General features: G+C 73.0%; 24 protein-coding genes and 7 tRNA genes. 18 read left to right on the top strand and 13 right to left on the bottom strand.

What is annotated here, in order from left to right; translation table 11 throughout:
* The first annotated feature begins 143 nt into the window (after positions 1 to 143).
* Both IE145_RS13495 and IE145_RS13490 read left to right on the top strand, forming a co-directional pair.
* Positions 144 to 1,136, top strand: a complete 993-nt coding sequence (locus tag IE145_RS13495; protein ID WP_189521213.1) for an aminoglycoside phosphotransferase family protein — start codon at positions 144 to 146, stop codon at positions 1,134 to 1,136.
* 65 nt (positions 1,137 to 1,201) lie between these two features.
* Positions 1,202 to 1,498 carry a TFIIB-type zinc ribbon-containing protein gene (locus IE145_RS13490; RefSeq protein ID WP_010070170.1) on the top strand — a complete coding sequence of 99 codons (297 nt, stop codon included), beginning with the start codon at positions 1,202 to 1,204 and terminating at the stop codon, positions 1,496 to 1,498.
* Between the two features lie 121 nt (positions 1,499 to 1,619).
* Here the strand turns inward: IE145_RS13490 and IE145_RS13485 are convergent.
* The 5 genes from IE145_RS13485 to IE145_RS13465 form a co-directional block, all read right to left on the bottom strand.
* A tRNA-Val gene (locus IE145_RS13485) sits at positions 1,620 to 1,694 on the bottom strand.
* A gap of 33 nt (positions 1,695 to 1,727) precedes the next feature.
* Positions 1,728 to 1,799: transfer RNA gene (locus tag IE145_RS13480), tRNA-Val, on the bottom strand.
* A 36-nt stretch (positions 1,800 to 1,835) separates the two neighbouring features.
* Positions 1,836 to 1,907: transfer RNA gene (locus IE145_RS13475), tRNA-Val, on the bottom strand.
* A 1-nt stretch (position 1,908) separates the two neighbouring features.
* A tRNA-Cys gene (locus IE145_RS13470) sits at positions 1,909 to 1,982 on the bottom strand.
* Positions 1,983 to 2,020: 38 nt separating this feature from the next.
* Positions 2,021 to 2,093, bottom strand: a tRNA-Gly gene (locus IE145_RS13465).
* A gap of 157 nt (positions 2,094 to 2,250) precedes the next feature.
* Between IE145_RS13465 and IE145_RS13460 the strand changes: the two genes are divergently transcribed.
* Genes IE145_RS13460 through IE145_RS13450 form a run of 3 tightly spaced genes read left to right on the top strand, consistent with a single transcriptional unit; the run spans position 2,251 to position 5,004 of the window.
* The gene (locus IE145_RS13460) at positions 2,251 to 3,306 is read left to right on the top strand and encodes a chorismate-binding protein (RefSeq protein ID WP_189521211.1); all 1,056 of its coding nucleotides are present in this window, start codon (positions 2,251 to 2,253) and stop codon (positions 3,304 to 3,306) included.
* Positions 3,306 to 4,127 carry an aminotransferase class IV gene (locus IE145_RS13455; protein WP_189521275.1) on the top strand — a complete coding sequence of 274 codons (822 nt, stop codon included), beginning with the start codon at positions 3,306 to 3,308 and terminating at the stop codon, positions 4,125 to 4,127. Before IE145_RS13460 ends, IE145_RS13455 begins: the two co-directional genes overlap by 1 nt.
* A 40-nt stretch (positions 4,128 to 4,167) precedes the next feature.
* On the top strand, positions 4,168 to 5,004 hold the full coding sequence (locus IE145_RS13450; protein ID WP_189521209.1) for a GNAT family N-acetyltransferase: 837 nt from the start codon (positions 4,168 to 4,170) through the stop codon (positions 5,002 to 5,004).
* A gap of 110 nt (positions 5,005 to 5,114) precedes the next feature.
* Here the strand turns inward: IE145_RS13450 and IE145_RS13445 are convergent, their stop codons facing one another.
* Positions 5,115 to 5,633: a DsbA family protein gene (locus IE145_RS13445; RefSeq protein ID WP_189521207.1), complete on the bottom strand. Its 519-nt coding sequence runs from the start codon at positions 5,631 to 5,633 to the stop codon at positions 5,115 to 5,117.
* A 168-nt stretch (positions 5,634 to 5,801) separates the two neighbouring features.
* On the opposite strand from IE145_RS13445, the gene IE145_RS13440 reads away from it, so the two are divergent.
* On the top strand, positions 5,802 to 6,275 hold the full coding sequence (locus IE145_RS13440) for a hypothetical protein (RefSeq protein ID WP_189521200.1): 474 nt from the start codon (positions 5,802 to 5,804) through the stop codon (positions 6,273 to 6,275).
* A 152-nt stretch (positions 6,276 to 6,427) separates the two neighbouring features.
* Positions 6,428 to 6,583 (top strand): hypothetical protein, encoded by a 156-nt coding sequence (locus IE145_RS13435; RefSeq protein ID WP_189521198.1) that lies wholly within the window; start codon positions 6,428 to 6,430, stop codon positions 6,581 to 6,583.
* 39 nt (positions 6,584 to 6,622) lie between these two features.
* Here the strand turns inward: IE145_RS13435 and IE145_RS13430 are convergent, their stop codons facing one another.
* Positions 6,623 to 7,207 (bottom strand): CGNR zinc finger domain-containing protein, encoded by a 585-nt coding sequence (locus IE145_RS13430; RefSeq protein WP_189521196.1) that lies wholly within the window; start codon positions 7,205 to 7,207, stop codon positions 6,623 to 6,625.
* 271 nt (positions 7,208 to 7,478) lie between these two features.
* The gene (locus tag IE145_RS13425) at positions 7,479 to 7,892 is read right to left on the bottom strand and encodes an SsgA family sporulation/cell division regulator (RefSeq protein ID WP_003959770.1); all 414 of its coding nucleotides are present in this window, start codon (positions 7,890 to 7,892) and stop codon (positions 7,479 to 7,481) included.
* Positions 7,893 to 8,092: 200 nt separating this feature from the next.
* On the opposite strand from IE145_RS13425, the gene IE145_RS13420 reads away from it, so the two are divergent.
* Entirely contained in the window at positions 8,093 to 8,548 is a 456-nt protein-coding gene (locus tag IE145_RS13420; protein ID WP_189521193.1) for a TIGR02611 family protein, read from the top strand.
* 54 nt (positions 8,549 to 8,602) lie between these two features.
* Positions 8,603 to 8,674, top strand: a tRNA-Val gene (locus IE145_RS13415).
* A 111-nt stretch (positions 8,675 to 8,785) separates the two neighbouring features.
* Here the strand turns inward: IE145_RS13415 and IE145_RS13410 are convergent.
* A complete protein-coding gene (locus IE145_RS13410) occupies positions 8,786 to 11,443 on the bottom strand; it encodes an SCO7613 C-terminal domain-containing membrane protein (RefSeq protein ID WP_189521191.1) in 2,658 nt (885 codons plus the stop codon).
* 140 nt (positions 11,444 to 11,583) lie between these two features.
* Here IE145_RS13410 and IE145_RS13405 point away from each other — a divergent pair.
* Positions 11,584 to 11,655: transfer RNA gene (locus IE145_RS13405), tRNA-Val, on the top strand.
* A 65-nt stretch (positions 11,656 to 11,720) separates the two neighbouring features.
* On the opposite strand, the gene IE145_RS13400 is transcribed toward IE145_RS13405, so the two are convergent.
* The gene (locus IE145_RS13400; RefSeq protein WP_189521189.1) at positions 11,721 to 12,446 is read right to left on the bottom strand and encodes a 3'-5' exonuclease; all 726 of its coding nucleotides are present in this window, start codon (positions 12,444 to 12,446) and stop codon (positions 11,721 to 11,723) included.
* Positions 12,447 to 12,673: 227 nt separating this feature from the next.
* On the opposite strand from IE145_RS13400, the gene IE145_RS13395 reads away from it, so the two are divergent.
* The 3 genes from IE145_RS13395 to thrS all read left to right on the top strand — a co-directional run bounded on the left by IE145_RS13395 (position 12,674) and on the right by thrS (position 16,600).
* Positions 12,674 to 13,270 carry a DUF4365 domain-containing protein gene (locus IE145_RS13395; protein ID WP_189521188.1) on the top strand — a complete coding sequence of 199 codons (597 nt, stop codon included), beginning with the start codon at positions 12,674 to 12,676 and terminating at the stop codon, positions 13,268 to 13,270.
* Positions 13,270 to 14,556 carry a hypothetical protein gene (locus IE145_RS13390; protein ID WP_189521186.1) on the top strand — a complete coding sequence of 429 codons (1,287 nt, stop codon included), beginning with the start codon at positions 13,270 to 13,272 and terminating at the stop codon, positions 14,554 to 14,556. Before IE145_RS13395 ends, IE145_RS13390 begins: the two co-directional genes overlap by 1 nt.
* 67 nt (positions 14,557 to 14,623) lie before the next feature.
* The gene (gene thrS / locus IE145_RS13385; RefSeq protein ID WP_189521184.1) at positions 14,624 to 16,600 is read left to right on the top strand and encodes a threonine--tRNA ligase; all 1,977 of its coding nucleotides are present in this window, start codon (positions 14,624 to 14,626) and stop codon (positions 16,598 to 16,600) included.
* Positions 16,601 to 16,629: 29 nt separating this feature from the next.
* Here the strand turns inward: thrS and IE145_RS13380 are convergent, their stop codons facing one another.
* Positions 16,630 to 17,307 (bottom strand): potassium channel family protein, encoded by a 678-nt coding sequence (locus IE145_RS13380; RefSeq protein WP_189521182.1) that lies wholly within the window; start codon positions 17,305 to 17,307, stop codon positions 16,630 to 16,632.
* 66 nt (positions 17,308 to 17,373) lie between these two features.
* Here IE145_RS13380 and IE145_RS13375 point away from each other — a divergent pair, with 66 nt between their 5' ends.
* Complete coding sequence (locus IE145_RS13375) at positions 17,374 to 17,940, top strand: HIT family protein (protein WP_189521180.1); 567 nt, start codon at positions 17,374 to 17,376, stop codon at positions 17,938 to 17,940.
* A 54-nt stretch (positions 17,941 to 17,994) separates the two neighbouring features.
* Here the strand turns inward: IE145_RS13375 and IE145_RS13370 are convergent, their stop codons facing one another.
* Positions 17,995 to 19,665, bottom strand: coding sequence for an AbeC-like domain-containing protein (locus IE145_RS13370; protein ID WP_189521178.1), 1,671 nt, complete (start codon positions 19,663 to 19,665; stop codon positions 17,995 to 17,997).
* A gap of 216 nt (positions 19,666 to 19,881) precedes the next feature.
* A complete protein-coding gene (locus IE145_RS13365) occupies positions 19,882 to 22,104 on the bottom strand; it encodes an elongation factor G-like protein EF-G2 (RefSeq protein ID WP_189521176.1) in 2,223 nt (740 codons plus the stop codon).
* Positions 22,105 to 22,423: 319 nt separating this feature from the next.
* Between IE145_RS13365 and pgsA the strand changes: the two genes are divergently transcribed.
* From pgsA to IE145_RS13345, 4 genes are all read left to right on the top strand, one after another.
* Positions 22,424 to 23,131 (top strand): phosphatidylinositol phosphate synthase, encoded by a 708-nt coding sequence (gene pgsA, locus IE145_RS13360; protein WP_189521174.1) that lies wholly within the window; start codon positions 22,424 to 22,426, stop codon positions 23,129 to 23,131.
* On the top strand, positions 23,128 to 24,039 hold the full coding sequence (locus IE145_RS13355; protein ID WP_189521173.1) for a phosphatidylinositol mannoside acyltransferase: 912 nt from the start codon (positions 23,128 to 23,130) through the stop codon (positions 24,037 to 24,039). The genes pgsA and IE145_RS13355 overlap by 4 nt, the downstream gene beginning before the upstream one ends.
* A complete protein-coding gene (locus tag IE145_RS13350) occupies positions 24,036 to 25,196 on the top strand; it encodes a glycosyltransferase family 4 protein (protein WP_189521171.1) in 1,161 nt (386 codons plus the stop codon). The genes IE145_RS13355 and IE145_RS13350 overlap by 4 nt, the downstream gene beginning before the upstream one ends.
* A gap of 106 nt (positions 25,197 to 25,302) precedes the next feature.
* Entirely contained in the window at positions 25,303 to 25,851 is a 549-nt protein-coding gene (locus IE145_RS13345; protein ID WP_189521169.1) for a hypothetical protein, read from the top strand.
* The last annotated feature ends 31 nt before the right edge of the window (positions 25,852 to 25,882 follow it).

Below are 25,882 nucleotides of genomic sequence, written 5' to 3'. Positions count from 1 at the left end.
CCCCACCGGGGCCGGTGCCCACGCTGGGGCCGGCCGCCCCGCGCACCGCCGTGGCTCGCACCGCCGTGGCTCGGACCGGCTCGCGCGTTACGCTCACGGCGGGCCCGGCAGCACGGCCGGACCGACCGCCGTCGGGGGAGCCGTTGACCACCACCCAGACCTCTGTAGTCCATGACCTGGGCACGCTCGCGCACCGCCTCTCCCACCCCGCCCGGACGCCGTGCGTGTGCGAGCCTCCGCAGGTGCTCGCGGACCGGCCCGACGGCACGGTGGTGCGCAGCGGCGCGATCGTCGCGAAGGCCCACGCCGCGGACACCGACCGCGATGCGCTGGCCGCCCGGATCGCCCTGGCCGCCGACCCGCGGCTGGCCGGCATCCTGCTCCCACCGCTCACCGCCCCGGCGCCCGCCGCGCCTACCGCCCGCCCCGTCACCCTCTGGCCGCTCGGCGCCCCCGTGGACCCCACCGACCCCGGCGCGGCGCCCTGGGCCGAGGCCGCCGACCTGCTCGCCCGCCTCCACCGGACGAAGCCCCCGTTCCCGTTGCCGCCGATGCGCGGCCCGGCCAAGGCGGCCCGGGCCGTCGCCCGGATGCGCGCGGCCCTGCGCGATGACGCGACCACCGTTTCCACCGGGCTCCGCGACCCGGCCGCCCTTTCCGTGCTGGCCGGCTGGCGAGCCCTGCCCGCCTGGGCACGCGGCGAGGCCCCGGCCCCCGCGCGGCGGGCCGGGGCCCTGTGCCACGGGGACCTGCACCTCGGCCAGCTCGTCCGCCACCCCGCCCCGGACGGGTCCTGGCTGCTCATCGACATGGACGACGCGGGGGTGGGCGATCCCGCGTGGGACCTCGGCCGGCCCGCCGCCTGGTACGCGGCCGGGCTCCTGGCCCCCGAGGACTGGGCCACCTTCCTGGACGCCTACCGCGCCGCCGGGGGACCGGCTGTTCCGTCCCACGGCGACCCCTGGCCCGCCCTGGACGTCCCCGCCCGTGCGCTGACGGTGCAGACGGCGGCCGTCGCCCTGGCCAAGTGCGCCGCGGAGCAGCGGGATCCGGACGACCACGAGCAGCTGATGATCGAATCCTGTGCCCGAATCGCTACGTTGCCGCCCGAGTTGGCCCCCGGTCCCGCGTCGTAGGGTGAACGGACCGTGGCCGGGCAGACATTCCGGCGACGGCACAACGAGGGCGAGGAGCCGAGTCGATGATGCAGTGTCCGAAGTGTCACGCGCAGATGAACACGTACAACCGCAACGGTGTGCAGATCGAGCAGTGCAACGGTTGCCGGGGGATATTCCTCGACTACGGCGAGCTGGAGTCGCTGACCCGCCTGGAGTCCCAGTGGGCCCAGCAGGCTCCGCCCGCGCCCCCGGCCCCGCAGCAGGCCTACCCGCCCGCTCCTCCCGCCGCCCACGCTCCGGCCTGGGGCGCCCCGCAGCACGGCGGGCACTACGGCCACCGCCGCCAGAAGGGCTTCGGCCGGATGCTCTTCTCGTCCTGAGCCGTCAGCCGTTGCCTGCGTGGCCCGATGTCCGGGCCACGCAGGACGGGGCGGACCGGGCCGGACCGGACCCGTACGAACGAAAGAACCCCCGGCCGTGGAGACGGCCGGGGGTTCTTGCTGGTGCGCGATACTGGGATTGAACCAGTGACCTCTTCCGTGTCAGGGAAGCGCTCTCCCGCTGAGCTAATCGCGCAGGTGAACCTGCGTTTACTGCCTGTGTACTGCGTGCGCGATACTGGGATTGAACCAGTGACCTCTTCCGTGTCAGGGAAGCGCTCTCCCGCTGAGCTAATCGCGCGGGGATCCTTGCGGACCGATGATCCTTGCGGATCAGTGGACGATACTGGGATTGAACCAGTGACCTCTTCCGTGTCAGGGAAGCGCTCTCCCGCTGAGCTAATCGTCCTTGGAGGTGGAGACGGGATTTGAACCCGTGTAGACGGCTTTGCAGGCCGTTGCCTCGCCTCTCGGCCACTCCACCAGGGGTGGGGGCTCGGGAAGGATCCCCCACCTTCTGCGAGCGGACGACCAGGTTCGAACTGGCGACCTCAACCTTGGCAAGGTTGCGCTCTACCAACTGAGCTACGTCCGCTTGTCTTTCCCGTTCCGCTTGCGCGTCCCGGCGACGTGTTGAACTCTAGCGGATTCCTGGGCCAGCACAAAAACGCGTTTGTGCAGCGTGCTGCGGCGACCTCGGCCCGGTCCTCGCCCCGACGCAGGTCACCGCGCGCCGTCCTAGACTCATTCGCGTGTCCGACCTCGCCCCCTTGGCCCGTTTCGACGGCCTCATAGCCTCCGGTCTGCAGGATGTGACCCACGATCCCGCGGCGCTCGACTCGTCCGGCTTCTGGGCGGTATCCGCTGATTTCGAGGGCCGTATCGTCTGCGCCCGCTTCTCCGACGTCAGCAGGCAGACCGTGCCCCCTCCCGTGCCCGGAGCCTGGCGCGGCCCCGCCGCCGGGGACTGGACCTCCTCGCTGGACCGTGACGCCTACACGGCGGGCGTACGGCGGATCCGTGAACACATCGCGGCGGGCGACGTCTACCAGGCCAACCTCTGCCGCGTGCTGTCCGCGCCGCTCCCCGACGGCGGGGCCGGCGCCGATGTCGACGCCCTGACCTCGCTGCTCGCCCGCGGCAACCCCGCCCCGTACGCGGGAACGATCCGGCTGCCCGGCCACGGGGTGGAGATCGCCACCGCCTCCCCGGAGCTCTTCCTCCGGCGCGAGGGGCGGACGGTGGAGTCCGGGCCGATCAAGGGCACCGGCCGGACCGAGGACGATCTGCTGGAGAAGGACCACGCCGAGAACGTGATGATCGTGGACCTGGTCCGCAACGACCTCGGCCGGGTCTGCGCCACCGGCAGCGTGAGCGTTCCCGATCTCTGTGTGGTGGAGAAGCACCCGGGCCTCGTCCACCTCGTCTCCACGGTCCGGGGCCTGCTGGCCGACGGGGCGGGCTGGCCGGAGCTGTTCGCCGCGGCCTTCCCGCCCGGCTCGGTCACCGGCGCGCCCAAGTCCAGCGCGCTGCGGATCATCGCCGAGCTGGAACGGGGGCCGCGCGGGCCGTACTGCGGGGCGATCGGCTGGGTCGACGCCGACCGGGGGACCGCGTCGCTCGCCGTGGGCATACGGACGTTCTGGATCGACCGGACCGGCCCCGCCCCGCTGTTGCGGTTCGGCACCGGCGCCGGGATCACCTGGGGATCCGATCCGGAGCGCGAATGGGACGAGACCGAGCTCAAGGCCTCCCGACTGCTCGCTGTAGCGTCGGGCACGCATCCGGAGACAGGAAGGACCGCATGATGAGGATCTGGGTCAACGGCGGACTGCGGGACGCCGACGACGCCCGGCTTTCGGTGCTCGACCACGGCCTGACCGTAGGCGACGGCATCTTCGAGACGGTGCGTACGAGCGAGGGGCGCCCCTTCGCGCTGACCCGGCACCTCGACCGCCTCACCCGGTCCGCCCGGGGCCTCGGCCTGCCCGACCCCGACCACGACGAGGTCCGGCACGCCGTCGCCGCGGTCATCGACGCCAACCCCGTCGCCCTGGGACGCCTGCGGATCACCTGTACGGGCGGGTTGTCCCCGCTCGGCTCGGACCGGGGCGACAACGGGACGAGCCTCGTCGTCGCCCTCGACGGGGTGAGCCGCCGCCCGGACAGCACGGCGGTGATCACCGTGCCCTGGACCCGCAACGAACGCGGCGCGCTCGCGGGCCTGAAGACCACCTCGTACGCGGAGAACGTCGTCGCCCTGGCCCGGGCGCGGGAGAGGGGCGCGTCCGAGGCGCTGTTCCCCAACACCGCCGACCGGCTCTGCGAAGGCACCGGCTCCAATGTGTTCGTCGTCCTCGGCGGCCGTATCCACACCCCGCCGGTCGCCTCCGGCTGCCTCGCCGGGATCACCCGCGCGCTGGCCGTCGAGTGGACCGGCGCCGAGGAGACCGACCTGCCGATGGACGTGCTCGCCGAGGCCGACGAGGTGTTCCTGACCTCCACCCTCCGTGACATCCAGGCGGTGCACCGGGTCGACGACCGGGAGCTCACGCCCGGGATCGGGCCGGTGACGGCGAAGGCCATGCGGATCTTCGCCGAGCGGGCCGGTGACGACCTCGATCCGTAAAGCGCGTGACGGGGCGTCGTCCGGGGGATACAAACCTTTGATGACGACGACACTCCGGCCGTCCGGGCCGCTTCAGGAGGGGGCCGGCGGAGCTCGGGCCCGCCGCTACGACGTGTGCGACAACGGGCGGCCCGTCGGCTCCGTCGAGATCAGCACCGACGACGCGTTCGGCCCGACCGCCGGAGTGCTGCGCTCCCTCGGCGTGGAGGAGTCCCGGCGCCGACGCGGCAGGGGCGTCATCGCGGCGCTCGCCGCCGAGGAGGTGCTCCGGGGGTGGGGCTGCACCCGCGTGCGCGTGGAGGTCCCCGCCGACAACGACCCGGCCCGCCGCCTCGCCGCCGCCCTCGGCTACACCGAACGCAGCCGGAACATGGTCAAGGAACTCGGCCCGGACACCACCCCGCTGCCCGCGGGCCTCACCTCGCGCGACATGAGCGAGGAGGAGTTCGCCGCCTGGCGGCAGGAGGCGGTACGGACGTACGCCCAGGGCTGGATCGACCGCGGCGTGCCCGCCGAGCAGGCCCGACTCAAGTCCGAGGCCGACCACGCCGCCCACCTGCCGGACGGACTGGCCACCGAAGGGGTGCGCTTCCGGGTACTGGTCCGGTCCGGCGAGGTCGTCGGTCATGTATGGGTGGCCCGGCGCGAGCCGGCGCCGGGCGGGACGGCCGGATACGTCTTCGACGTCGAAGTCCGCGACGAGCACCGGGGCAGGGGCTACGGCCGGGCCCTGATGCTGCTCGCCGAGGACATCGGCCGCGCCTGGCGTGCGGACCGGCTCGGCCTGCACGTCTTCGCCTCCAACACCCCGGCCCTGCGGCTGTACGAGTCCCTCGGCTACACGACGACGCGGTACAACCTGGCCAAGGCGCTGTAGCGCGCCGCAGCGGCCCGCTCCGGGCCGGCCGCCCGGTCCCGGCCCGCCCCAGGCCCTGTCGTCGAACTCGAACTGCCGTCTGCGGTGCGACGGCAGTTCGACGACCGGACCTAGCGGTCCCGCGCCGCCAGGGTCCGGTCGATGATCTCCTCGATCCGCTCGCGCAGCCCCTCCTGGCTCTTGCCGCCGTCCAGTCGCTCCTCGCCGATCACATAGGTGGGCGTGCCCGTGACGCCGATCGCCTTGCCCTCCGCGTGGTCGGCGTCGACGATCAGCAGATGCCGGCCGTCGATCAGCGCCGTGTCGAACTCCTCGGTGTCCAGGCCCAGTTCGCGGGCCACGTCGAGGAGGACCGGATCGCCCGTGCGGCCGAGCTCGTCGGTCCGGGCCAGCAGGGCCTCGATGTACGGCCAGCCCTGGCCCTGCTCGACGGCCTCCTCGGCGGCCTGGGCCGCGGCGAACGCGTGCTTGTGCTTCTCCAGCGGGAAGTGCCGCAGCCGCATCTCGACGCGGTCCCCGTACCGGGCGCGCAGGGCGCGGACGTCGTCGAGGGCTCGGTGGCAGTCGGGGCATTCGAGGTCGCACCAGAGATCGAGGACGACCGGTGCCGCAGAGGTGGAATCGCTCATATGCCCAGTCTTCCAGGCCGGGCGGACGCGACCCAATCGGCATCGGGCCCCACCCCCTGGGGAGGAGCCCGGCCCTGAAATGTCCCTGAGGTGGGCCGCCACCGTGGCCGCGACGCCGCTCGCCGGTGCAGGATGGAAGGGACGTACCCCCTGCGCCTGGAGGCCGTGATGCTTGCCGAGACCATCTGTTCCGCGGTGTCGGCGGCCGGCCTGGGCATCGCCGCCGTGACCGCGTACCGCAAGCGGTTCCTCACGGCGACGAGGATCGCCGCCTACTCCCTCGTCCCGGTCGGGCTCGTGCTGACCGGGGTCGTCGAGTGGCTCGCCGGGATCGCCTTCAAGCCGAGTGTCTGGCTCGGCTTCGGGGTGCTCGGCCTCTCCTGGCTGCTGTTCATGACCACTCGCGCCATCGAGCGCCGCAGCGGCACCACCCGCGCGGAACGCAAGGCCGCGCGGGCCGCCGGGCGCAACGAGGCCCTCGCCCCGGGCGCCTCGGCCCCCTCGCTCGGCGCGGGCGGCGGGACCGGGCCCGCGGTGACGGCGGCGAAGCCGCAGTCGAAGCCGAAGAGGAAGCAGGAGGCCGCCGCGTCCGGCGACGACTTCAGCGACATCGAGGCCATCCTCAAGAAGCACGGCATCTGAGCCCCCGGGCGTCCGGGGCCGCCCGGTTCCGAATGTCTGACGGCGACCCGTACGCCGGAGCGATTTTCGATGGCCACGGGACGGTGAACTCCCGTCGGAATGCCGCTGGTTGATCGCCAACCCGACCGTCGGTGCGTCATGATCACCCCGAGATGGTGGACATTTCCCGGGGCGAAGCCCCCGCACCCCCCGCCGAAGAGCCCCGCGGCTGTCTCTTCGCGCTCTCCCAGCCGCCCCTGATGATCTTCCTGACGGTCATCGGGGTGCTGTTACTGATGGCCGCCCTGCACGACCTCTTCATGCTGTGACGCGCCGCGCCGCCGCGCGGGGTGACGCCGCGGGCGGCGTCACCCCGCGGCTTCCCTGCGCCGGGCCCGGTATGCCGCGACGTGGAGCCGGTTCCCGCACGTACGGCTGGAGCAGTAGCGGCGGGAGCGGTTGCGCGACAGGTCGACGAACGCGTGCCCGCAGTCCGGGGCCTCGCAGCGCCGCAGTCGCTCCTGCTCGCCCGCCACGATGATGAAGGCCAGCGCCATGCCGCAGTCGGCCGCGAGGTGGTCGGCGATCGAGGCGTCCGGCGCGAAGTAGTGCACGTGCCAGTCGTAGCCGTCGTGGTCGGTGAGCTGCGGGGTGGTCCCGGCGGCGGCGACGAGCCGGTTGACCAGATCGGCCGCGGTCCGGGGGTCGGGCGCCGCGAAGACCTCGGCGAAGCGGGCCCGTACGTCGCGCACGGCGGTCAGGTCCTTCTCGCCGAGCGTGCCGACACCGCTGATGAGATGTCGCTCCGCGAAGTCGTACAGCGCGGCGATGTCGGCGAGCCCGTCCTCGGGCCCGTCCCCGGTCCCGTCCGGCGGCGGCTGGCTCTCCGGCGCGGTGTTCATCAGATCGACCACCGTGTCGAGGGCGATCCGGGTGTCGTGGGGGATCAGCACGCTTCGCTCCCTGGCCTTCGGCGGGCGGGCGCCTGCCGATGGCGGCTGACTCTACTGGCTCGGCCCGTCCCGGCCGGGGCCGGTGCGGCCCCGCCCGGGAGCGGAACGTGCCCCTCCGGCGGCCGGGGGTGGGGGAGCGAGAGGGGGCGCACGCACCGGCGCCGTCGTCGCGGTGGATTCCGCGGCGACGGCGCCGGTGTCTGCCCTATGCGGTTGTCAGCACGACGCCGTCGCCCCGAGTCGGACGGCGTCGAGCGGCTCTCTGCCTGGCTCAGCTCTCGGCCAGGATGTGGGAGAGCTCCGTATCGAGATCGAAGTGACGATGCTCGGTGCCGGGCGGAACCGCGGCGTCGGTCCTCTTCAGGAACGACTCCAGGGCCCGCGCCGGAGCTTCGAGCAGAGCTTCTCCCTCCGGGGAGCTCAGGGCGATGCATACGACGCCTTGACCGTGACTACGAGATGGCCAGACGCGGACGTCTCCGGTGCCGGTGGGCCTGTGCAGCCCCTCGGCAAGGAGGTCGCGGGCGAATACCCATTCGACCGTCTCCTCCGCTCCGGTGTGGAAGGTGGCGTGCACGGCATAGGGATCGGCCGTGTCATACCGCAGGCCCGCGGGTACAGGCAGTGAGGACTCGCTCGACACAACGAGGCGCAGGTGCAGCTCGCAGCTGACCGTGGTGTTCATAAGCGCCAGGGCCTTTCGCTCAGTGTGCGCTCGGGGATTCGCACGTCGGCGAAATCGACATGCCACCTACGGTGGCGTTGTAAACCCCTCTGACCCATTTGTGATGCTTCGGGTCCCTCGCTCAGCGGTGTGTAACTTTGAGTTATGCGCCCATTCCAGTGACACAAGTGTGACCGCGGCGGGTCGGGTAAGTTGGGTTCATGAACGCGGAGAGTGACGAGCGGAACAGGGTCGTCGAGCAGACGCCCCCGGCATCCGCCACGGGGGGAACGGACCGGGAGGAACGCGCGCTGGGCTCGCGGGCGCCCGGCTTCATCAAGGCGTCGAAGGCGCTCCATCTGAGCTGGCAGGTCGGCGTCTTCATCGTCGGCCTCGGCGTCGTGGTCGCGGGCGTGCTCATGCTGGTGCTGCCCGGCCCCGGCTGGCTGGTGATCTTCGCCGGCATGGCGATCTGGGCGACCGAGTTCGTCTGGGCCCAGCTGGTGCTGCGCTGGACCAAGCGCAAGGTCACCGAGGCGGCGCAGCGGGCCCTGGATCCCAAGGTCCGGCGGCGCAACATCATCCTCACCACGGTGGGGCTCGTGATCGTGGCGGTGCTGGTCGGGGTCTACGTCTGGAAGTTCGGGATCACCATGCCGTGGAAGATCAGCGAGTAACCCGGGGACGGTCCAGGAGCACCGCTGACATGGGGTAATGTTTGCGGTGCGCCCGGGCGATTAGCTCAGTGGGAGAGCGCTTCGTTCACACCGAAGAGGTCACTGGTTCGAACCCAGTATCGCCCACCCGGGCAGAGGGCCCGGGAGACGGATTCCGTCTCCCGGGCCCTCTGCGTTGCCCGCCTCCTCACCGGTCCGGGAACCGCCGCGTACAGCGCGCCCCCGGACCGGCGCGGCTCACCGCATCCGCCCCAGCGCGTCCTTCAGCCGACGGGCGTCGCGCAGCCGCTGTTCGTACGTCGCCCCCACCACCAGCAACAGCAGTCCGGCCAGGGCCGGCGGCAGCCAGCGGGGGAGCGCCCCGGCCACCTGCACCACGTACGGCGCCAGCTCGTGCAGCCCGTCCAGCGCGAGCACCGCCCCGCCGAGCAGCAGCAGCGCCTGGAGGCGGTACCGCGCCCCCAGCAACGTGATCACCAGCGCCGCCACCCCCAGCAGCAGCGGCCGCTGCCAGTCCGGATCGGTCCAGGCCGCCGCCAGGCTCGGCAGCAGCGTCACCGCGAGCCCCGGACCGTACGCTGTCCACGACGACGCCTCCGGGTCCTTCCGCCGCCGAAGGAACCCGACCACCAGCGCGGGCACGGTCACCGGCAGCGTGTACGCCTCCGGGAACGTCACCTCCGAGGCCGCCAGCCGCACCCAGGCGGCCAGCACGAACAGCGCCGCCGCCAGGTAGCCCGCCACCGGCCGCCGCTCCGGCCGCACCGCCGCGCCTGCCGCCAGCACCCCGCACAGAGCCAGCACCAGCGCCAGGAACGGCGCGTCCGGCACCGCCAGAGCCACCGCGATCAGCGCACCCAGCGCGCCCGTCAGCTCCACCGGCAACGCCACCGGGTTCCGCCGCAGCCGGGCCCCGGACAGCACCGTCAGCGCGGGCACCAGGAGCATCAGCGGCGCGGCCTCGTGCGGGGCGAGCCCCAGGGACCGGCCCGCCAACCCCGTGAGCACGGTGCCCCCGACCGTGGCGGCGACCGCGAACACCGCACGCGGCACCCCGGCCCCCGCCCGGACCGCCGCCCCGCCGAACAGCGCCGCCAGCGCGCCGAACACCGCGTAGGAGGCCCCCTCGGACGCCAGCGACAGCAGCCCGGCGCTCACCGCCCCGGCCGACGCCGCCACCAGCGCGGTCACCGGAACCGCCGCCGCACCCTCCCGGCCGCTCCCCGTGCCGCGTACGGCCAGGGCGAGCAGACCGGCCACCAAGGCCGTCTCCCCGGCCACCGCGACCGCGTAGGGCACATCCAGCACGGCCCCGGCCAGCAACAGGGCACCCCAGGCCAGCACCACGGCCCCCGCCCCGGCGGCCCCGCGCAGGGCAGCCCCGGACGGCCGCCTGCGGGCAGCGGGCGCCCCACTGGCGTACCAGGGCGCTCCGGCCCGGCCGCCGGCGTACCAGGGCGCTCCGTGTGCTGTCTCGGCCGTCCCCGGCGCACCGGCCGTCTCCGGGGCACCGGCCGTCCCTGGGGCACCGGCCGTCCCCGGCGTCTCCCGTGCGATCAGCGGCGCGGCGATCCGGGTCAGCGACGGCCACCAGCGGTACGCCGAGCCCAGCAGACCGGCCGACACCGCGAGCACCACCGGGGCCGCGGCCAGGCCCGTCCACGGCAGCGTCGAGCCCAGTGCGGCGCGGAAGCCCTCCGGCGAACCCGCCCACACGTCCGACAGCAGTGACACCGGGCCCAGCAGCACCGCCGCGACCCCCGGCACCGTTCCCGCCACGGCTCCGGCCACCACCGCCGCCGACGCCACCAGCACCCCGAGCGCCGCGTTCCTCGGCAGCGGGGTCCGTACGACCGCCGTCAGCGCGAGGCCGGCCGCCAGGTACGCGAGCACCCCCCACTCCTCCGGCACCGCCGCCGCCGGTACGCCGCCCACCGCGGCCACCGCCGCGAGACCCGCCACCACACCGCCCGTCCGCGCGAACCCCCTCGGCGCGCGCCACGCCCCCGCGAGGGCCGCCGCGGCGGCCGTCAGCAGCAGGGCGCCGGGCGCCAGAGCCCCGAGCGGCCCGGAGGCCGTCACGGACAGCGTCAGACCCACCAGCAGCGCCGAGAACGCCATCACCGATCCGCCGACGCACGCCGTGACCCGCGCCCCGGTGCCCTTGCCCCACAGTGCGATCGCCCCGTCCAGCACCGCCGTGGCCAGCAGCGCCCACCCGACCACCAGCGCCGGCGCGCCCGCGGCCCACGCCCCGAACAGCAGCGGCCACTGGACGAGGACCACGGCGGCGGGCAGCGGAAGGTGAAGCCTGCCCAGCGCCAGCCCGTACGCCGTCCACAGCGCCGCCAGCACCGCGGCCGCGACCGCCGTGAAACCGAGCCCGTCCGTGTCCGGGGCCGCCACGGCATGGACCGCGTAGGCGTCCAGCAGCGTCAGCACCAGGGCCAGGGCGGCCAGCGCCTCGGCGGTGGCCGTCAGCCCCCGCCGCAGCAGCACCGCCGGGGCGGCCAGCGCCCCGATGGTGACCGCGGCCAGCACCGCCGACCGGCCGCCGATCCCCATCGAGCCCCAGCTCACCAGCGTGAACGCGATGGCCGCGACCGTCAGCAGCAGACCGCCCAGCGTCAGCAGGACGTTCTGCGCGCTGCGCGGCGCGGACGCCTGCTTCGGGGGGACGTAACCCCACGGCTGTGCCGGAGCCCCCGGGCGGCCGGGAGCGGGCGCGCCCCAGGCCGACGGGTTCCAGCCCGGGGCCGCCTTCGGCGCGGGCGGCCGCAGCGCGGCGAGCAGCCAGGCGCGCCGGGTCAGCAGCTGGGCCCGGCGGGCGTCCAGCTCGGCCAGTTCACGGTCGAGGCGGGCCAGTTCCTCGGCGGGCGGGGGCACATGTTCCATGTACGGGAGTGTGACCCCGGCCGCCCGGCCCGTACATGCGCTCGGATACTCACTTACCGGCCGGGGACGCCCTGAGTAGAGCCCGGCCGGAAGCGGTTTGAACGAAGAGTGCCGAGCCCTGTATGGTTCAACCCGTTCCCGGGCGATTAGCTCAGTGGGAGAGCGCTTCGTTCACACCGAAGAGGTCACTGGTTCGAACCCAGTATCGCCCACCGGGGAAAGCCGGTCCGCAAAAATCACGCGGACCGGCTTTCGCATGTCCGGACCCTCGAACCCCTCACGCCGCCGCGGGCAGCTCCGGGCGCAGCGGCCACGACGGGTCCACCGCCTCCGGCGTCCCGCTCTTCGCGAACCACGCCTCCAGGCCCCGCGCCTGGGCCGCGTGCCAGGTCGCCTGCAAGGTGTGCAGCTCCGACGGCGACAGCCGCTCCAGCCGGGTCGAGAAGCGCCGGCACACCGCCCGCACCAGCTCCAGTGAGGCCGTTGCGTCCGCCGCCGCGTCGTGGGCCCCGTCGAGCACCACCTCGTAACTCGCGCACAGGTCCGTGAGCGTCCGGCGGCCCTTGCGGTAGCGGTCCAGATGCTTGTCCAGCACCCGCGGGTCCACCACCCGCATCGACACCCCGTCGAGATACCGCGCCAGCGACGACGCCCGGTGCCGCTTCAACTCCCGGTCCAGCAGCGTCAGATCGAAGGGAGCGTTCATCACGACCAGCGGCCGGCCGGTCGCACAGCTCTCCGCCAGCGCCCGGGCTATCTCGTCCATCACCGGGGCGGGCCAACGCCCGTTGCGCTGAAGGTGGTCGTCGGTCAGCCCGTGGACCTCGGTCGCCCCGGGAGGGACCGGAACCCCCGGATTGACCAGCCAGCGGGTCACGCGGACGCGGCCGCCCGCGGTGTCCTGCGCGACGAGAGCGGCCGAAACGATCCGGTCCCGCTCGACGTCCACGCCTGTCGTCTCCGTGTCAAAAGCGGCCAGCGGCCCTTCGAACCAGTGCATCATCCCCGAACTCCTCGCACCCGCACGGCAGATGGAGTGATTCCTCTGCCCGATATCGGTGATACCCGGGCTGTTTGCCTGATACGCCGTTTGCGGGCGGTCTGATGCGGTGACAACACAAGTGAGGCGTCGGGGAGTTGCCATCGACGTCCGTCGGTCCGTCCCGTCCCACCACACCCGCCGGCAGGCTGCCTGCCGGCGATCGGCACGCCCGGAAGGCACACGGAGCCATGGCGCTCGCGCAGCCCGACCCCGGGGGAACCGCCCGAGCCGAGCCCTTCGGGCCCCGGCCGCCGCATCAGCCGGGCGCGCCGCTGCGCGGCTCCCTCGCCACCACCGCCTGCATGGAGACCCTCCAGGTGGGCTATCTGCACGCCGTCGCGGCGGCGGCCGGATGCTCCCTGTCCCAGCCCTTCCCCGACAACGGCATCGACTGGCACGTCAGCCACGGCGCCCCGACCCACACCGTCGACGACGAAGTGACCATCAAGGTGCAGCTCAAGTGCACCTACCAGATACCGCCGCACCCGGCGGGAGGGGCGTTCTCCTTCACCCTCGACAACGCCCACCTCGTCAAGCTCGCCCGCTCACCGGTGACGGTGCACAAGATCCTGGTCGTGATGATCGTGCCCCGCAGCCAGGACGACTGGCTGCGCGCCGGGCCCGGCGGCCTCGACCTGCGCCACTGCTGCTACTGGACCAACCTGGCCGGCCACGCGGTGACGGGCCGGTACCGGACCACCGTGCGCATTCCGACCTCGCGGATCTTCGACGACCGCGCACTCTGCGACATCATGGCCCGGGTCGGGGCCGGAGGGAGACCCTGATGCACCGGTCGATGGACGAGCCCACGGGCGCGGCGGGACTGCCCGCCGCCCGCTCGCACCCCACCGCCCGCGCCTGGCCCCCGCCGCTCACCGGGTCGGGCACCGAGCTGCCCGACCCCGCCGTCCTCGGGGCCCTCCTGCGCCGGCACGGCTGGCAGCGGCGCGGCGGAGCACCGGGACGCTACGGCCGCTGGACCCCGCCCGGATCCGCCGCCGGCGCCACCAGCCTGCTGGTGCCCGAGAGCGCGGCCTTCCCCGACAGCGCCGAGCTGATCGAGGAGGCTCTCCTCGCCCTCGGCCGCAGCGCCGACCCCTCCGCCCGCGACGTCCTCGTCTCCCTCGCCGTGCCCAGCGACGAGATCCGCTGGTGGCGCGAGGTCCCCGAATCGGCGGCCGGGGCGGCCGGGGCCGCGGGCTGGACCGAAGCCGAGGAGCTGCGGTCGGCCGCCCGGCAGGTCCTCATGGCCGGAGCCCTCGCGGCCCGCGGCCGGGCCGGCTACCACGGCGCCCGGCACCGCCGAAAGGCCCGGGCCGCCCTCGACGACGCCCTGATCGGGCCCGGCGCCGACAGCCGCAGCCTCACCGCGTACGTCCCCGTCGCCTCCGGGCGCGCCGTCGCCGTCCGGCTCTGCCACGCCCTGCACGCCGCCCGGGAGGCCGTGGACTACCAGCGGGCCACCGGCGGCATGGAGGCCTTCGACAGCGCGATCGCCGCAGGTGTCGGCCGGGAGCTGACCGAGGCGCTGATCACCCTGGTACGCGGCTCGGAAGGGGCCCGGATCGATCTGCGGTGGGCGCCCGCCGCAGGTACCCCGGACGGCTGCCCGGCCCGCCCCGCCCCCGTCGAGTTCTCCCCGGGCGACCTGCCCGCCCTGCGCGCCGCCGGAGCCCGCTACCTCCGCGACGAACCCGCCGTGCAGGTCCGCCTGACCGGTGCGGTGGTCCGGCTCCGCCGCTCCGGGCCGCGCGGCGCCGGGATCGTACGGCTGCGGGTGCTGGCCGGGGCCGAGGTCGCGCACGTCCGCGTGGAGCTGGACGAGGAGGCCTACCGCATCGCGGGCCACGCCCACCTCGTGGGGCTGCCGCTGCGGGTGGAGGGGCGGCTGGAGAACCGGGGCGGCTTCCGGCGGCTCACCGGGGCCTCGCAGGTCGCACCCGTCCAGGTCGACGAGGCGGAGCGGGACCGGCTGATGAAGGCGCTCCAGGAGAACGTCGACTTCTTCGAGGAGGCGTGCGCGGGGGAGGAGGCGGAGGGCGGCCCGGAACGCGTTCGCATCGGGGGCTGAGGGCTCGGTACGATTCCTCTTGCTTGGCCGTACGAAGGCAGGCATCCCCCTCAGTCAGGAGAGACCGGTGTCAGACGTCCGTGTGATCATCCAACGCGATTCCGAGCGGGAAGAGCACGTGGTGACGACGGGCACGACCGCCGGTGAGCTCTTCCCCGGTCAGCGCACCGTCGTCGCCGCGCGCATCGGCGGCGAGCTGAAGGACCTCGCGTACGTCCTCCAGGACGGCGAGAGCGTCGAGCCCGTGGAGATCTCCTCCGAGGACGGCCTCAACATCCTGCGCCACTCCACCGCGCACGTCATGGCCCAGGCCGTGCAGGAGCTCTTCCCCGAGGCCAAGCTCGGCATCGGCCCGCCGGTCAAGGACGGCTTCTACTACGACTTCGACGTCGAGAAGCCGTTCACGCCCGAGGACCTCAAGGCCATCGAGAAGAAGATGCAGGAGATCCAGAAGCGGGGCCAGAAGTTCTCCCGCCGCGTGGTCTCCGACGAGGACGCCCGCGAGGAGCTCGCGAACGAGCCGTACAAGCTGGAGCTCATCGGCATCAAGGGTTCCGCCTCCTCGGACGACGGCGCGGACGTCGAGGTGGGCGGCGGCGAGCTGACCATCTACGACAACCTCGACGCCAAGACCGGCGAGCTGTGCTGGAAGGACCTCTGCCGGGGTCCGCACCTGCCCACCACCCGGTTCATCCCGGCGTTCAAGCTGATGCGCAACGCCGCGGCGTACTGGCGCGGCAGCGAGAAGAACCCGATGCTCCAGCGCATCTACGGCACCGCCTGGCCCACCAAGGACGAGCTGAAGGCGCACCTGGAGTTCCTGGAGGAGGCCGCCAAGCGCGACCACCGCAAGCTCGGCAACGAGCTGGACCTCTTCTCCTTCCCCGACGAGATCGGCCCCGGCCTCGCCGTCTTCCACCCCAAGGGCGGCGTCATCCGCCGGGCCATGGAGGACTACTCGCGCCGCCGGCACGAGGAGGAGGGCTACGAGTTCGTCTACTCGCCGCACGCCACCAAGGGCAAGCTCTTCGAGAAGTCCGGCCACCTGGACTGGTACGCCGACGGCATGTACCCGCCCATGCAGCTCGACGACGGGGTGGACTACTACCTCAAGCCGATGAACTGCCCGATGCACAACCTGATCTTCGACGCGCGCGGCCGCTCCTACCGCGAACTGCCGCTGCGCCTCTTCGAGTTCGGGACGGTGTACCGGTACGAGAAGTCGGGCGTCGTGCACGGCCTGACCCGCTCGCGCGGCTTCACGCAGGACGACGCGCACATCTACTGCACCAAGGAGCAGATGGCCCAGGAGCTGGACCGCACGCTCACCTTCGTGCTGAACCTGCTCCGCGACTACGGTCTGACCGACTTCTACCTGGAGCTGTCCACCAAGGACCCGGAGAAGTACGTCGGCTCCGACGAGACCTGGGAAGAGGCCACCGAGACGCTCCGGCAGGTCGCCGAGAAGCAGGGCCTGCCCCTGGTCCCGGACCCGGGCGGCGCCGCGTTCTACGGCCCGAAGATCTCCGTGCAGTGCAAGGACGCCATCGGCCGCACCTGGCAGATGTCGACCGTGCAGCTCGACTTCAACCTGCCGGAGCGGTTCGACCTGGAGTACACCGGCCCGGACGGCTCCAAGCAGCGTCCGGTGATGATCCACCGTGCCCTGTTCGGCTCCATCGAGCGCTTCTTCGCCGTGCTCCTGGAGCACTACGCGGGCGCGTTCCCGGTCTGGCTCGCCCCCGTCCAGGCCGTCGGCATCCCGATCGGCGACGCCCACATCCCGTATCTCCAGGAGTTCGCCGCCAAGGCGCGCAAGCAGGGGCTGCGGGTGGACGTGGACGCGTCCTCGGACCGGATGCAGAAGAAGATCCGCAACCAGCAGAAGAGCAAGGTCCCCTTCATGATCATCGCTGGTGACGAGGACATGGCCAATGGTGCCGTCTCCTTCCGCTACCGCGACGGTTCGCAGGAGAACGGCATCCCGGTCGACGAGGCCATCGCCAAGATCGCGAAGGCCGTCGAGGACCGCGTACAGGTCTGATCCGTACGGCGGGAACGGCCCCCGGAGCGCTACCCGCGCTCCGGGGGCCGTTTCTCGTCCTCCCTGGTGAACACCTGGATCAGCCACGACGAGAACGACCCCGTCACCGCCCCCAGCAGCGCGAGACCGCCGGCCATCAGTCCCGCGGCGACCACCCGCCCCCAGAACGTGACCGGTGCGGCGTCCCCGTAACCGACCGTCGTGAGCGTCGCGCACGCCCACCACACCGAGTCACCGAAGGTGCGGATGGACGCGCCGGGGGCCGTGCGCTCCAGGTGGTAGACGGCGAGCGAGGCGGCGAAGCCGAGCAGCACGGCGGTCAGACCCGCGTACGCCATCACGCGCGCGTAGAGGTTCAGCCTGGGCCGGTCCCGGCGGCGCTGTACCGCCAGGTACACCTGGACCATCCGCAATGGGCGCAGCAGGGGCAGCAGCAGGACCAGGGTGTCGAGCCAGCGCACGGGAACGAAGCGCGCGCCCAGGCCGCTGAGGTGCAGCCGGGTCGCGTAGTCGACGAGGAAGAGCAGCCAGGTCGACCAGACGAGGATCAGCGCGATGTCGTTCCAGGGCCCGGCGTCGTGCGGGGTCAGCACCCGGACCGCGTACCCCGCCAGGAAGAGCAGCCCCGCGAGGAAGAGCGGCACTTCCGTGCGCTGCTCCCAGCGGGTGAGCCGGGCGGGTGCGGCGTGGGCGGTTCGGTCGCTCATCGCCTCAGCATCGTGGGCGGCCGAGCGGTCCGGCCCCGGCGACACGCTCCGCCGGGGTGACGCAATATGCTGATCGGCATGACGAGTGAGCCGGAGCAGCAGATCGGCGTGGGGACGCCCGACGCATTCCAGCGCCTGTGGACGCCCCATCGGATGGCGTACATCCAGGGTGAGAACAAGCCGAGCGGCCCGGGCGCCGAGGACGGCTGTCCGTTCTGCTCGATCCCGGCGAAATCCGACGAGGACGGGCTCGTCGTGGCCCGTGGCGAGCACGTCTACGCGGTGCTGAACCTGTATCCGTACAACGGCGGCCACCTCATGGTCGTGCCCTTCCGGCATGTCGCCGACTACACCGAGCTGGACGGTCCGGAGACCTTGGAGCTCGCGGACTTCACCAAGCGGGCGATGGTCGCGCTGCGCGCCGCCTCCGGGGCGCACGGCTTCAACATCGGCATGAACCAGGGCTCCGTGGCCGGCGCGGGGATCGCCGCCCACCTGCACCAGCACCTGGTGCCGCGCTGGGGTGGGGACACCAACTTCATGCCGGTCATCGGCCACACCAAGGTGCTGCCCCAGCTGCTGGGCGACACCCGGGCCATGCTGGCCGAGGTCTGGCCCGCCGCCGTCCGGTAGTACGTCGTACGCCGGAGGGCCCCGCCGAGGCGGGGCCCTCCGGCGTACGCGCGCCTACGCTTCGTAGACGTCGGCCTTGCGCGGGGCCGGGTCCTGGACGAGGCCGCTCAGTACCATCGAGCGGCTGTCGAAGCGCTCGGTGTCGACGCCGTTCTCCTCAAGGACGCGCATCGCCGCCGAGTGGACCGCCCGCAGGACCGGGGTGGCGGCTCGCATCGCGTCGTCCGCCATGAAGCGGTGGTTCCAGGGCTTCGCCGCCCACGCGTGGCGCAGGCCGAACGGCTCGGGCAGCACGATCTTTCCGCCCAGGTAGTCGAGCAGCGGCGGATACCAGGTGAGGGGGGCCCGCAGGGCGAGCCGGACGACCTCCTTGGCGTCCACCAGGGCCAGTTGGACGTCCCGGGTCTCCCAGAAGCGGACGGTCTTGTTGACCGTCTTCGTCTTCGCCGCCGGCTTGGTGAGGAACAGGCCGTGCACCGGGCCGAGTGCGTGGCCGGTGACCTCGATGCGCAGGGTCTCGTGGAGGACGGTGACGGTGATCATCATGGTGATCACCAGCTGGCCGTCCCACAGGGTGAACTGGACGCCCAGGTAGTGCCGGTCGCCGCTGCCGAACTGCTGGTGGTTGCAGATCCGCTGTATCTCGTGCGGTTTCACCTGGAAGGTGGCGACGTCCTCGCCCTCGGGGCGGGTGACGGCGTCGGCGTTCTCGCCGATGGGCGAGACGATCCAGTGCTTCACGGACGGCTTGGGGAAGCCGCCGGTGTTCAGCGGTCCGCGCTCCAGCATCTTCAGCTGGTCGTGGATGATCCGGATCAGGTCCCAGCTGCGGAACTGGTGGATCTCCTTCGTCGGGTCCTTGGGGACCAGCTCCTCGGCCAGTTGCCAGCTGCCCCAGCGGGTGCCCATCCCCAGGACGCCCTTGGGTCCTGCGTAGAAGACGGCGTTCGACTGCTGCTCGGCCGACAGCTTCTCCAGGCCCTGGCGCAGGGCCTCGCGCGCGGTCTCGTTGGGGTTCTTCGGCACCGCCTCGGGGATCTTCGCGATCACCCCGCTGCCGGAGAGAAGGCCCTCCCAGCGGGCCCGCAGGTCCTTCGCCGAGGTCTCCGCGATCCGTTTGGCGAGCAGCCAGCCGATCACCGGGGCGATGATCGCGCCCCGGATGTAGAGCGCGAGCAGTCCGTCCAGGGGGAGCCGGATCATCAGGACCAGGGCGCCGATCCCGAAGGCGGCCAGCAGCACCGTGCCGACCGCGCGGAACGCGGTGTCCTCGGACTTGTTGAGCGCGTCCCGGATCCGGAAGGCGATCACCCAGGCCAGCATGCCGGGCAGGAACAGCACGCCGAACACCACGGTCACCAGGGTGAGCCGGGTGTCGCGGGCCTTGCGCAGGTTGTTCGCCGACAGGCAGTGCTCCACCACGGTCTGCGGGTCCGTGCCGAAGGACTGGATGAGCGCCTTGCGGGCGCCGCCGAGCATGCGCTCCTGGACGGCGCGGGCGAACGCCTCGCCGAGATTCGGCTTGAAGTAGTCGGACTTGAAGAGTTTGGAGGAGCCCGGCTTCACTTCGGATTTGTGCCACTCGCTGTTGGCGTCGAGGATCGTCTCCACCGGGCTGTCCCGATACGCCGCCGAGGCCAGGGCATTGGTCGCCACGGTCTCGCTGCCCGAGCCCTGGATCGGGACCTGGGCCCCGGGTGAGAAGTCGAATCCGTCGTTGGCCACCTTGTCGCCCCCACTCGCCGCACGTCTGCTCCTGCGGTGTGCCCAACTACCGTACGCGGCATACCTTCTGAGCTGCGCCCACAGCGTATCGTCCGGATCACTCCACCGGCGGTCACCGGCGTGGACACGGGTGGCGTGTGCGACAGTGCGCCGGTCACGCGCCGGGTGCGACCCCAGGGCCGGCGCCGGTGCGGCCGTCGCCGACCGGGGCGCCGGTCAGACGGGGGACCCGTCCGCCCGCTCCGCGCGGACCCGGTCGGCGATCTGCGGAGGCATCGGTTCGTGCCGGGCGTAGGCGCGGTCGAAGCGGCCGGTGCCGTGCGACAGGGAGCGCAGGTCCACCGCGTACCGGCCGACCTCGATCTCCGGCACCTCCGCCCGTACGAGGGTGCGCCCGCCCGCGTCCTGTTCGGTGCCCACGACCCGGCCGCGCCGCCCCGACAGGTCGCTCATCACCGGGCCCACGTAGTCGTCGGGGATCAGGACGCTCACCTCGCACACCGGCTCCAGGAGCTGGATGCGGGATTCGGCGGCGGCCTCGCGCAGCGCCAGCGCCCCGGCGGTCTGGAACGCGGCGTCCGAGGAGTCCACCGAGTGCGCCTTTCCGTCCAGCAGCGTGACCCGTACGTCGACCAGCGGGTGCCCGGCGGACAGCCCCTTGGCGGCCTGGGCCCGGATGCCCTTCTCCACCGAGGGGATGAACTGGCGCGGCACCGAACCGCCGACGACCTTGTCGACGAACTCGATGCCGGAGCCCGGCGGCAGCGGCTCCACCTCGATCTCGCAGATCGCGAACTGGCCGTGTCCGCCCGACTGTTTGACGTGTCGTCCGCGCCCGGCGGCCCGGCCCGCGAACGTCTCGCGCAGCGGCACCCGGTGCGGTTCCGCGTCGACCTGGACGCCGTAACGGCTGCGCAGCCGCTCCAGGGCCACCTCCTGGTGGGCCTCGCCCAGGCACCACAGGACGACCTGGCCGGTCTCCGGGTTCTGTTCGAGGCGCAGCGTGGGGTCCTCGGCGACCAGCCGGGCCAGGCCCTGCGACAGCTTGTCCTCGTCCGCCTTGCCGTGTGCCCGTACGGCCAGCGGGAGCAACGGGTCCGGTGTCGACCAGGGCTCGATGAGGACCGGGTCGCCGGCCGGGGAGAGCGTGTCGCCGGTCTCCGCCTCGCCGAGCCGGGCCACGCACGCCAGATCGCCCGCGACGCACCGGTCCAGCGCGTTCTGCCTGCGGCCGAACGGAGAGGTGAGCGCCCCGACCCGGATCTCCGCCTCGTGGCAGGGGCGCGGGGCGTGCCCCGTGGCGTCCAGGCCGTGGCCGCACAGGTGCACGGAGTCGTCGGGGCGCAGGGTCCCGGAGAAGACGCGGACCAGCGAGACGCGGCCCACGTAGGGGTCGGAGGACGTCTTGACGACCTCGGCGACCAGCGGGCCGTCGGGGTCGCAGACCGGCGCGGGCCGGGGCTTGCCCGAGGGGGTGGTGACGACGGGCGGGGTGCGCTCCAGCGGGGTCGGGAAGCCGCGGGTGATCAGCTCCAGCAGTTCGACGGTGCCGATGCCCTGGCGGGCGCCCTCGGCCGCGGGGGCGGCCGTGAGGACGGGGTGGAAGGAGCCCCGGGCGACGGCGCGTTCCAGATCGGCGATCAGGGTCGCGACGTCGATGTCCTCGCCGTCCAGGTAGCGGTCCATCAGGGACTCGTCCTCGCTCTCGGCGATGATTCCCTCGATCAGCCGCTCGCGGGCCTGACGCAGTGGTTCCTCCTGGTCGGGTGCGGGCGGCAGCTCGGCGCGTCCGCCGGAGGAGTAGTCCAGGATCCGCCGGCTCAGCAGCCCGGTGAGCCCGGTCAGCGGGGCGTGCCCGTCGGCCGCCTCGGGACCTGTCACGGGCAGGTACAGCGGCAGTACGGCGTCGGGGTCCTCGCCCCCGAAGTTCTCGGCGCAGATGCGGGTCATGGCGTCGAAGGAGGTGCGGGCGGTGTCCAGATGGGTGACGACGATCGCGCGCGGCATGCCGACGAGCGCGCACTCCTCCCAGGCGGCCCGGGTGGTCGCCGCCACGGACTGGGCCTCCTGGGCCGCCGAGACGACGAAGAGGGCCGCGTCCGCCGCGCGCAGACCGGCCCGCAGCTCCCCGACGAAGTCCGCGTAGCCGGGGGTGTCCAGCAGATTGATCTTGTACCCGTCCCAGGCCACCGGGACCAGCGAGAGCTGGACGGAACGCCGTCGGCGCTGCTCGATCTCGTCGTAGTCGGAGACGGTCGCCCCGTCCTCGACCCGGCCGGCCCGGTTCAGCGCCCCCGCCGTCAGGGCCAGAGCCTCGACCAGAGTGGTCTTGCCCGATCCGCTGGGGCCGACCAGCACCACGTTCCGTACGGCGGAGGGATGGCCGGCCGCCGGTGCTCCTCCGGCGGCTCCGGGGTGTGCGTGTGCCTTGTCGCCCATGGTGCGTGCCTCCCGGTCGATGGCGCGGTGCGGGGGAGGGCGACCGCGCGCGGAGCAGCGGTGGTCACGGGGGTGGGGAGGCCGCCGCGGCGGTCTCGGCGACGCCCGCGGTCCTTCGAGCTTGGCACCGCGGCGGGACCTCGTCCATAGCTCGCGCACGGGCGGCCGCCTCCGTGGACGGCGTCCCGGGCGCGGCGGGGCCCGGGGCGGGTGACACCCGGCGGCGGGTGCCCGTCCGGTGGAAGGGACCGGCCGTGACTACGATGGGCCAGCCGGTGGCCGAAGGGGCCGCCCGGCGAACCGAACCCTCGGGAAGGCCATGCTGAACAAGTACGCGCGTGCATTCTTCACGCGTGTCCTCACACCGTTCGCCGCTCTGCTGCTCCGCCTCGGGGTCAGCCCCGACGCGGTCACTCTCATCGGCACGGCCGGAGTGATGGCAGGTGCGCTGGTCTTTTTCCCGATGGGGGAGTTCTTCTGGGGCACGATCGTCATCACGATCTTCGTCTTCTCCGACCTCGTCGACGGCAACATGGCGCGGCAGGCCGGGATCTCCAGCCGGTGGGGCGCGTTCCTCGACTCGACGCTGGACCGGGTCGCCGACGGGGCGATCTTCGCCGGCTTCGCCCTCTGGTACGCGGGCAGCGGTGACGACAACATCCTCTGCGCCGTCGCGATCTTCTGCCTGGCCAGCGGCCAGGTGGTCTCGTACACCAAGGCGCGCGGCGAGTCGATCGGGCTGCCGGTCGCGGTCAACGGCCTGGTGGAGCGCGCCGAGCGCCTGGTGATCTCGCTGGTCGCCGCCGGTCTCGCCGGACTGCACACGTTCGGTGTCCCCGGCATCGACGTGCTGCTCCCGATCGCGCTGTGGATCGTCGCCGTCGGCAGCCTCGTGACGCTTGTCCAGCGGGTGGTGACCGTACGCCGCGAGTCGGCGGAGGCGGACGCCGCCGAGGCGGCGGTCACGGGACCGGCGGCCACGGATTCCGCGGGTGCCGCGGGCCAGGGGAGCGAGGCCGACCGGTGAGCACGCTCAAGGGACGGCTCACCGACGGGCTGTACGGACTGGGCTGGGGCGCGGTCAAGACGCTGCCCGAGCCCGCCGCCGCCCGCCTCTTCCGGACCATCGCCGACCAGGTCTGGAAGCGGCGCGGCAAGAGCGTGCTGCGCCTGGAGTCCAACCTCGCGCGGGTCGTCCCGGACGCCACGCCGGCGCGGCTGGCCGAGCTGTCGCGGGCCGGGATGCGCTCCTACATGCGCTACTGGATGGAGTCGTTCCGGCTGCCGACGTGGAGCCCGGAGCGGATCAGGGCGAGCATCGACGTCAAGGACGCCCACCTGCTGACCGAGGGCCTGGACGCCGGGAACGGTGTGATCCTCGCCCTGCCCCACCTGGGCAACTGGGACCTCGCGGGCGCCTGGGTCACCACCGACCTGGAGGTCCCCTTCACCACCGTCGCCGAACGGCTGGAGCCCGCCACCCTCTACGACCGGTTCGTCGCCTACCGCGAGGGCCTCGGCATGGAGGTGCTGCCGCACAGCGGCGGGGCGGCCTTCGGGACCCTGGCCCGGCGGCTGCGCGCGGGCGGCCTGGTCTGTCTGGTCGCGGACCGGGACCTGTCCGCCTCCGGCGTCGAGGTGTCGTTCTTCGGCGCCACCGCCCGGATGCCCGCGGGCCCGGCGCTGCTCGCCCAGCAGACCGGCGCGCTCCTGCTGCCGGTCACCCTCTGGTACGACGGCACGCCGGTGATGGGCGCCCGCGTCCACCCCGCGGTCGAGGTGCCCGAGGAGGGCACCCGTACGGAGAGGACGGCCGCGATGACGCAGGCGCTGGCCGACGCCTTCGCCGGCGGGATCGCCGAGCATCCGGAGGACTGGCACATGCTCCAGCGGCTCTGGCTGGACGACCTGGATCCCCGGGGGGGACCGCAGTGAAGATCGGCATCGTCTGCCCGTACTCCTGGGACGTACCGGGCGGCGTGCAGTTCCACATCCGGGACCTGGCCGAACACCTGATCCGGCTCGGCCACGAGGTCTCCGTGCTGGCCCCCGCCGACGACGAGACCCCGCTGCCGCCGTACGTGGTCTCGGCGGGCCGGGCCGTCCCGGTCCCGTACAACGGGTCCGTCGCCAGGCTGAACTTCGGCTTCCTGTCGGCGGCCCGGGTGCGGCGCTGGCTGCACGACGGCACGTTCGACGTGATCCACATCCACGAGCCGACCTCCCCGTCGCTGGGCCTGCTGACCTGCTGGGCGGCGCAGGGGCCGATCGTGGCCACCTTCCACACCTCCAACCCGCGCTCCCGGGCGATGATCGCCGCGTACCCGATCCTGCAGCCCGCGCTGGAGAAGATCAGCGCCCGGATCGCGGTCAGCGAGTACGCCCGGCGCACCCTGGTCGAGCATCTCGGCGGGGACGCCGTCGTCATCCCCAACGGCGTCGACGTCGGCTTCTTCGCCGGGGCCGAGCCGAAGGCCGAGTGGCAGGGCCAGACGCTCGGCTTCATCGGCCGCATCGACGAACCCCGCAAGGGCCTGCCCGTCCTGATGAAGGCGCTGCCCGCGATCCTCGCCGCCCGCCCCGGGGCCCGGCTGCTGGTCGCCGGGCGCGGGGACGAGGAGGAGGCGGTGGCCACGCTGCCGAAGGAGCTGCGCGAGCGCGTCGAGTTCCTCGGCATGGTCAGCGACGAGGACAAGGCCCGGCTGCTGCGCAGCGTCGATGTGTACGTGGCCCCGAACACCGGCGGCGAGAGCTTCGGCATCATCCTGGTCGAAGCGCTGTCGGCCGGTGCGCCGGTCCTCGCCAGCGACCTGGACGCCTTCGCGCAGGTGCTGGACCAGGGGGCCGCGGGCGACCTGTTCGCCAACGAGGACGCCGACGCGCTGGCCGAGGCGGCGATCCGGCTGCTGGGCGACCCGGAGCGCCGGAAGGGGCTGCGGGAGCGCGGCGAGGCCCACGTACGGCGCTTCGACTGGGCGACGGTGGGGGCCGACATCCTCGCGGTGTACGAGACGGTGACCGACGGGGCCGCGTCGGTCGCGGCGGACGAACGCTCCGGGCTGCGGGCCCGGTTCGGGCTCGCGCGGGACTGAGCGCCGGGGCCCGCGGCCGGCGGCGGCGCGTACCGGGGCGCCGGTGCGTGGCCTCGGTGGACTCCTGTTGAAGCGGGGGCCGCCGGCGACGGTAGCGTGTGGGCCCGTGACCGTAACCCTCATCGTCTGGATCGTCCTCGCCCTGATCGCGATCGGCGTGTACCTCAGCTGGACCGCCGGCCGGCTCGACCGCCTGCACTCCCGGATCGACGCCGCCCGCGCCGCCCTCGACGCCCAACTGCTGCGCCGCGCCTCGGTCACCCAGGAGCTGGCCACCTCCGGCGTCCTGGACCCGGCCGCCTCGATCGTCCTGTACGAGGCCGCGCACGCCGCCCGGCAGGCCGAGGAGGACCATCGCGAGGTCGCCGAGAGCGAGCTGAGCGCCGCGCTGCGCGCCGTCTTCGGCGAGCCGGCCCAGGTCGACGCGGTGAAGGAGATCCCCGGCGGCGTGGAGGCGGCCACCGAACTGGCCGCCGCCGTACGCCGCGTGCCCATGGCCCGGCGCTTCCACAACGACGCCGTGCGCGCCGCCCGCGCCCTGCGCCGGCACCGCACCGTCCGGTTCCTCCGGCTGGCCGGGCACGCGCCGTTCCCGCTCGCCTTCGAGATGGACGACGCCCCGCCGGTGGCCCTCGCGGACCGGCCGGGCACCTGACGGTCGCCGGGCCGGAGCGCGGTCGGGAGGG

The organism is Streptomyces sindenensis (genome assembly GCF_014649035.1).
In the GTDB taxonomy this organism is placed as follows: domain Bacteria; phylum Actinomycetota; class Actinomycetes; order Streptomycetales; family Streptomycetaceae; genus Streptomyces; species Streptomyces sindenensis.
Note: the sequence above shows the minus strand (reverse complement) of the source record. Positions and strands in the feature narration are given on the sequence as shown.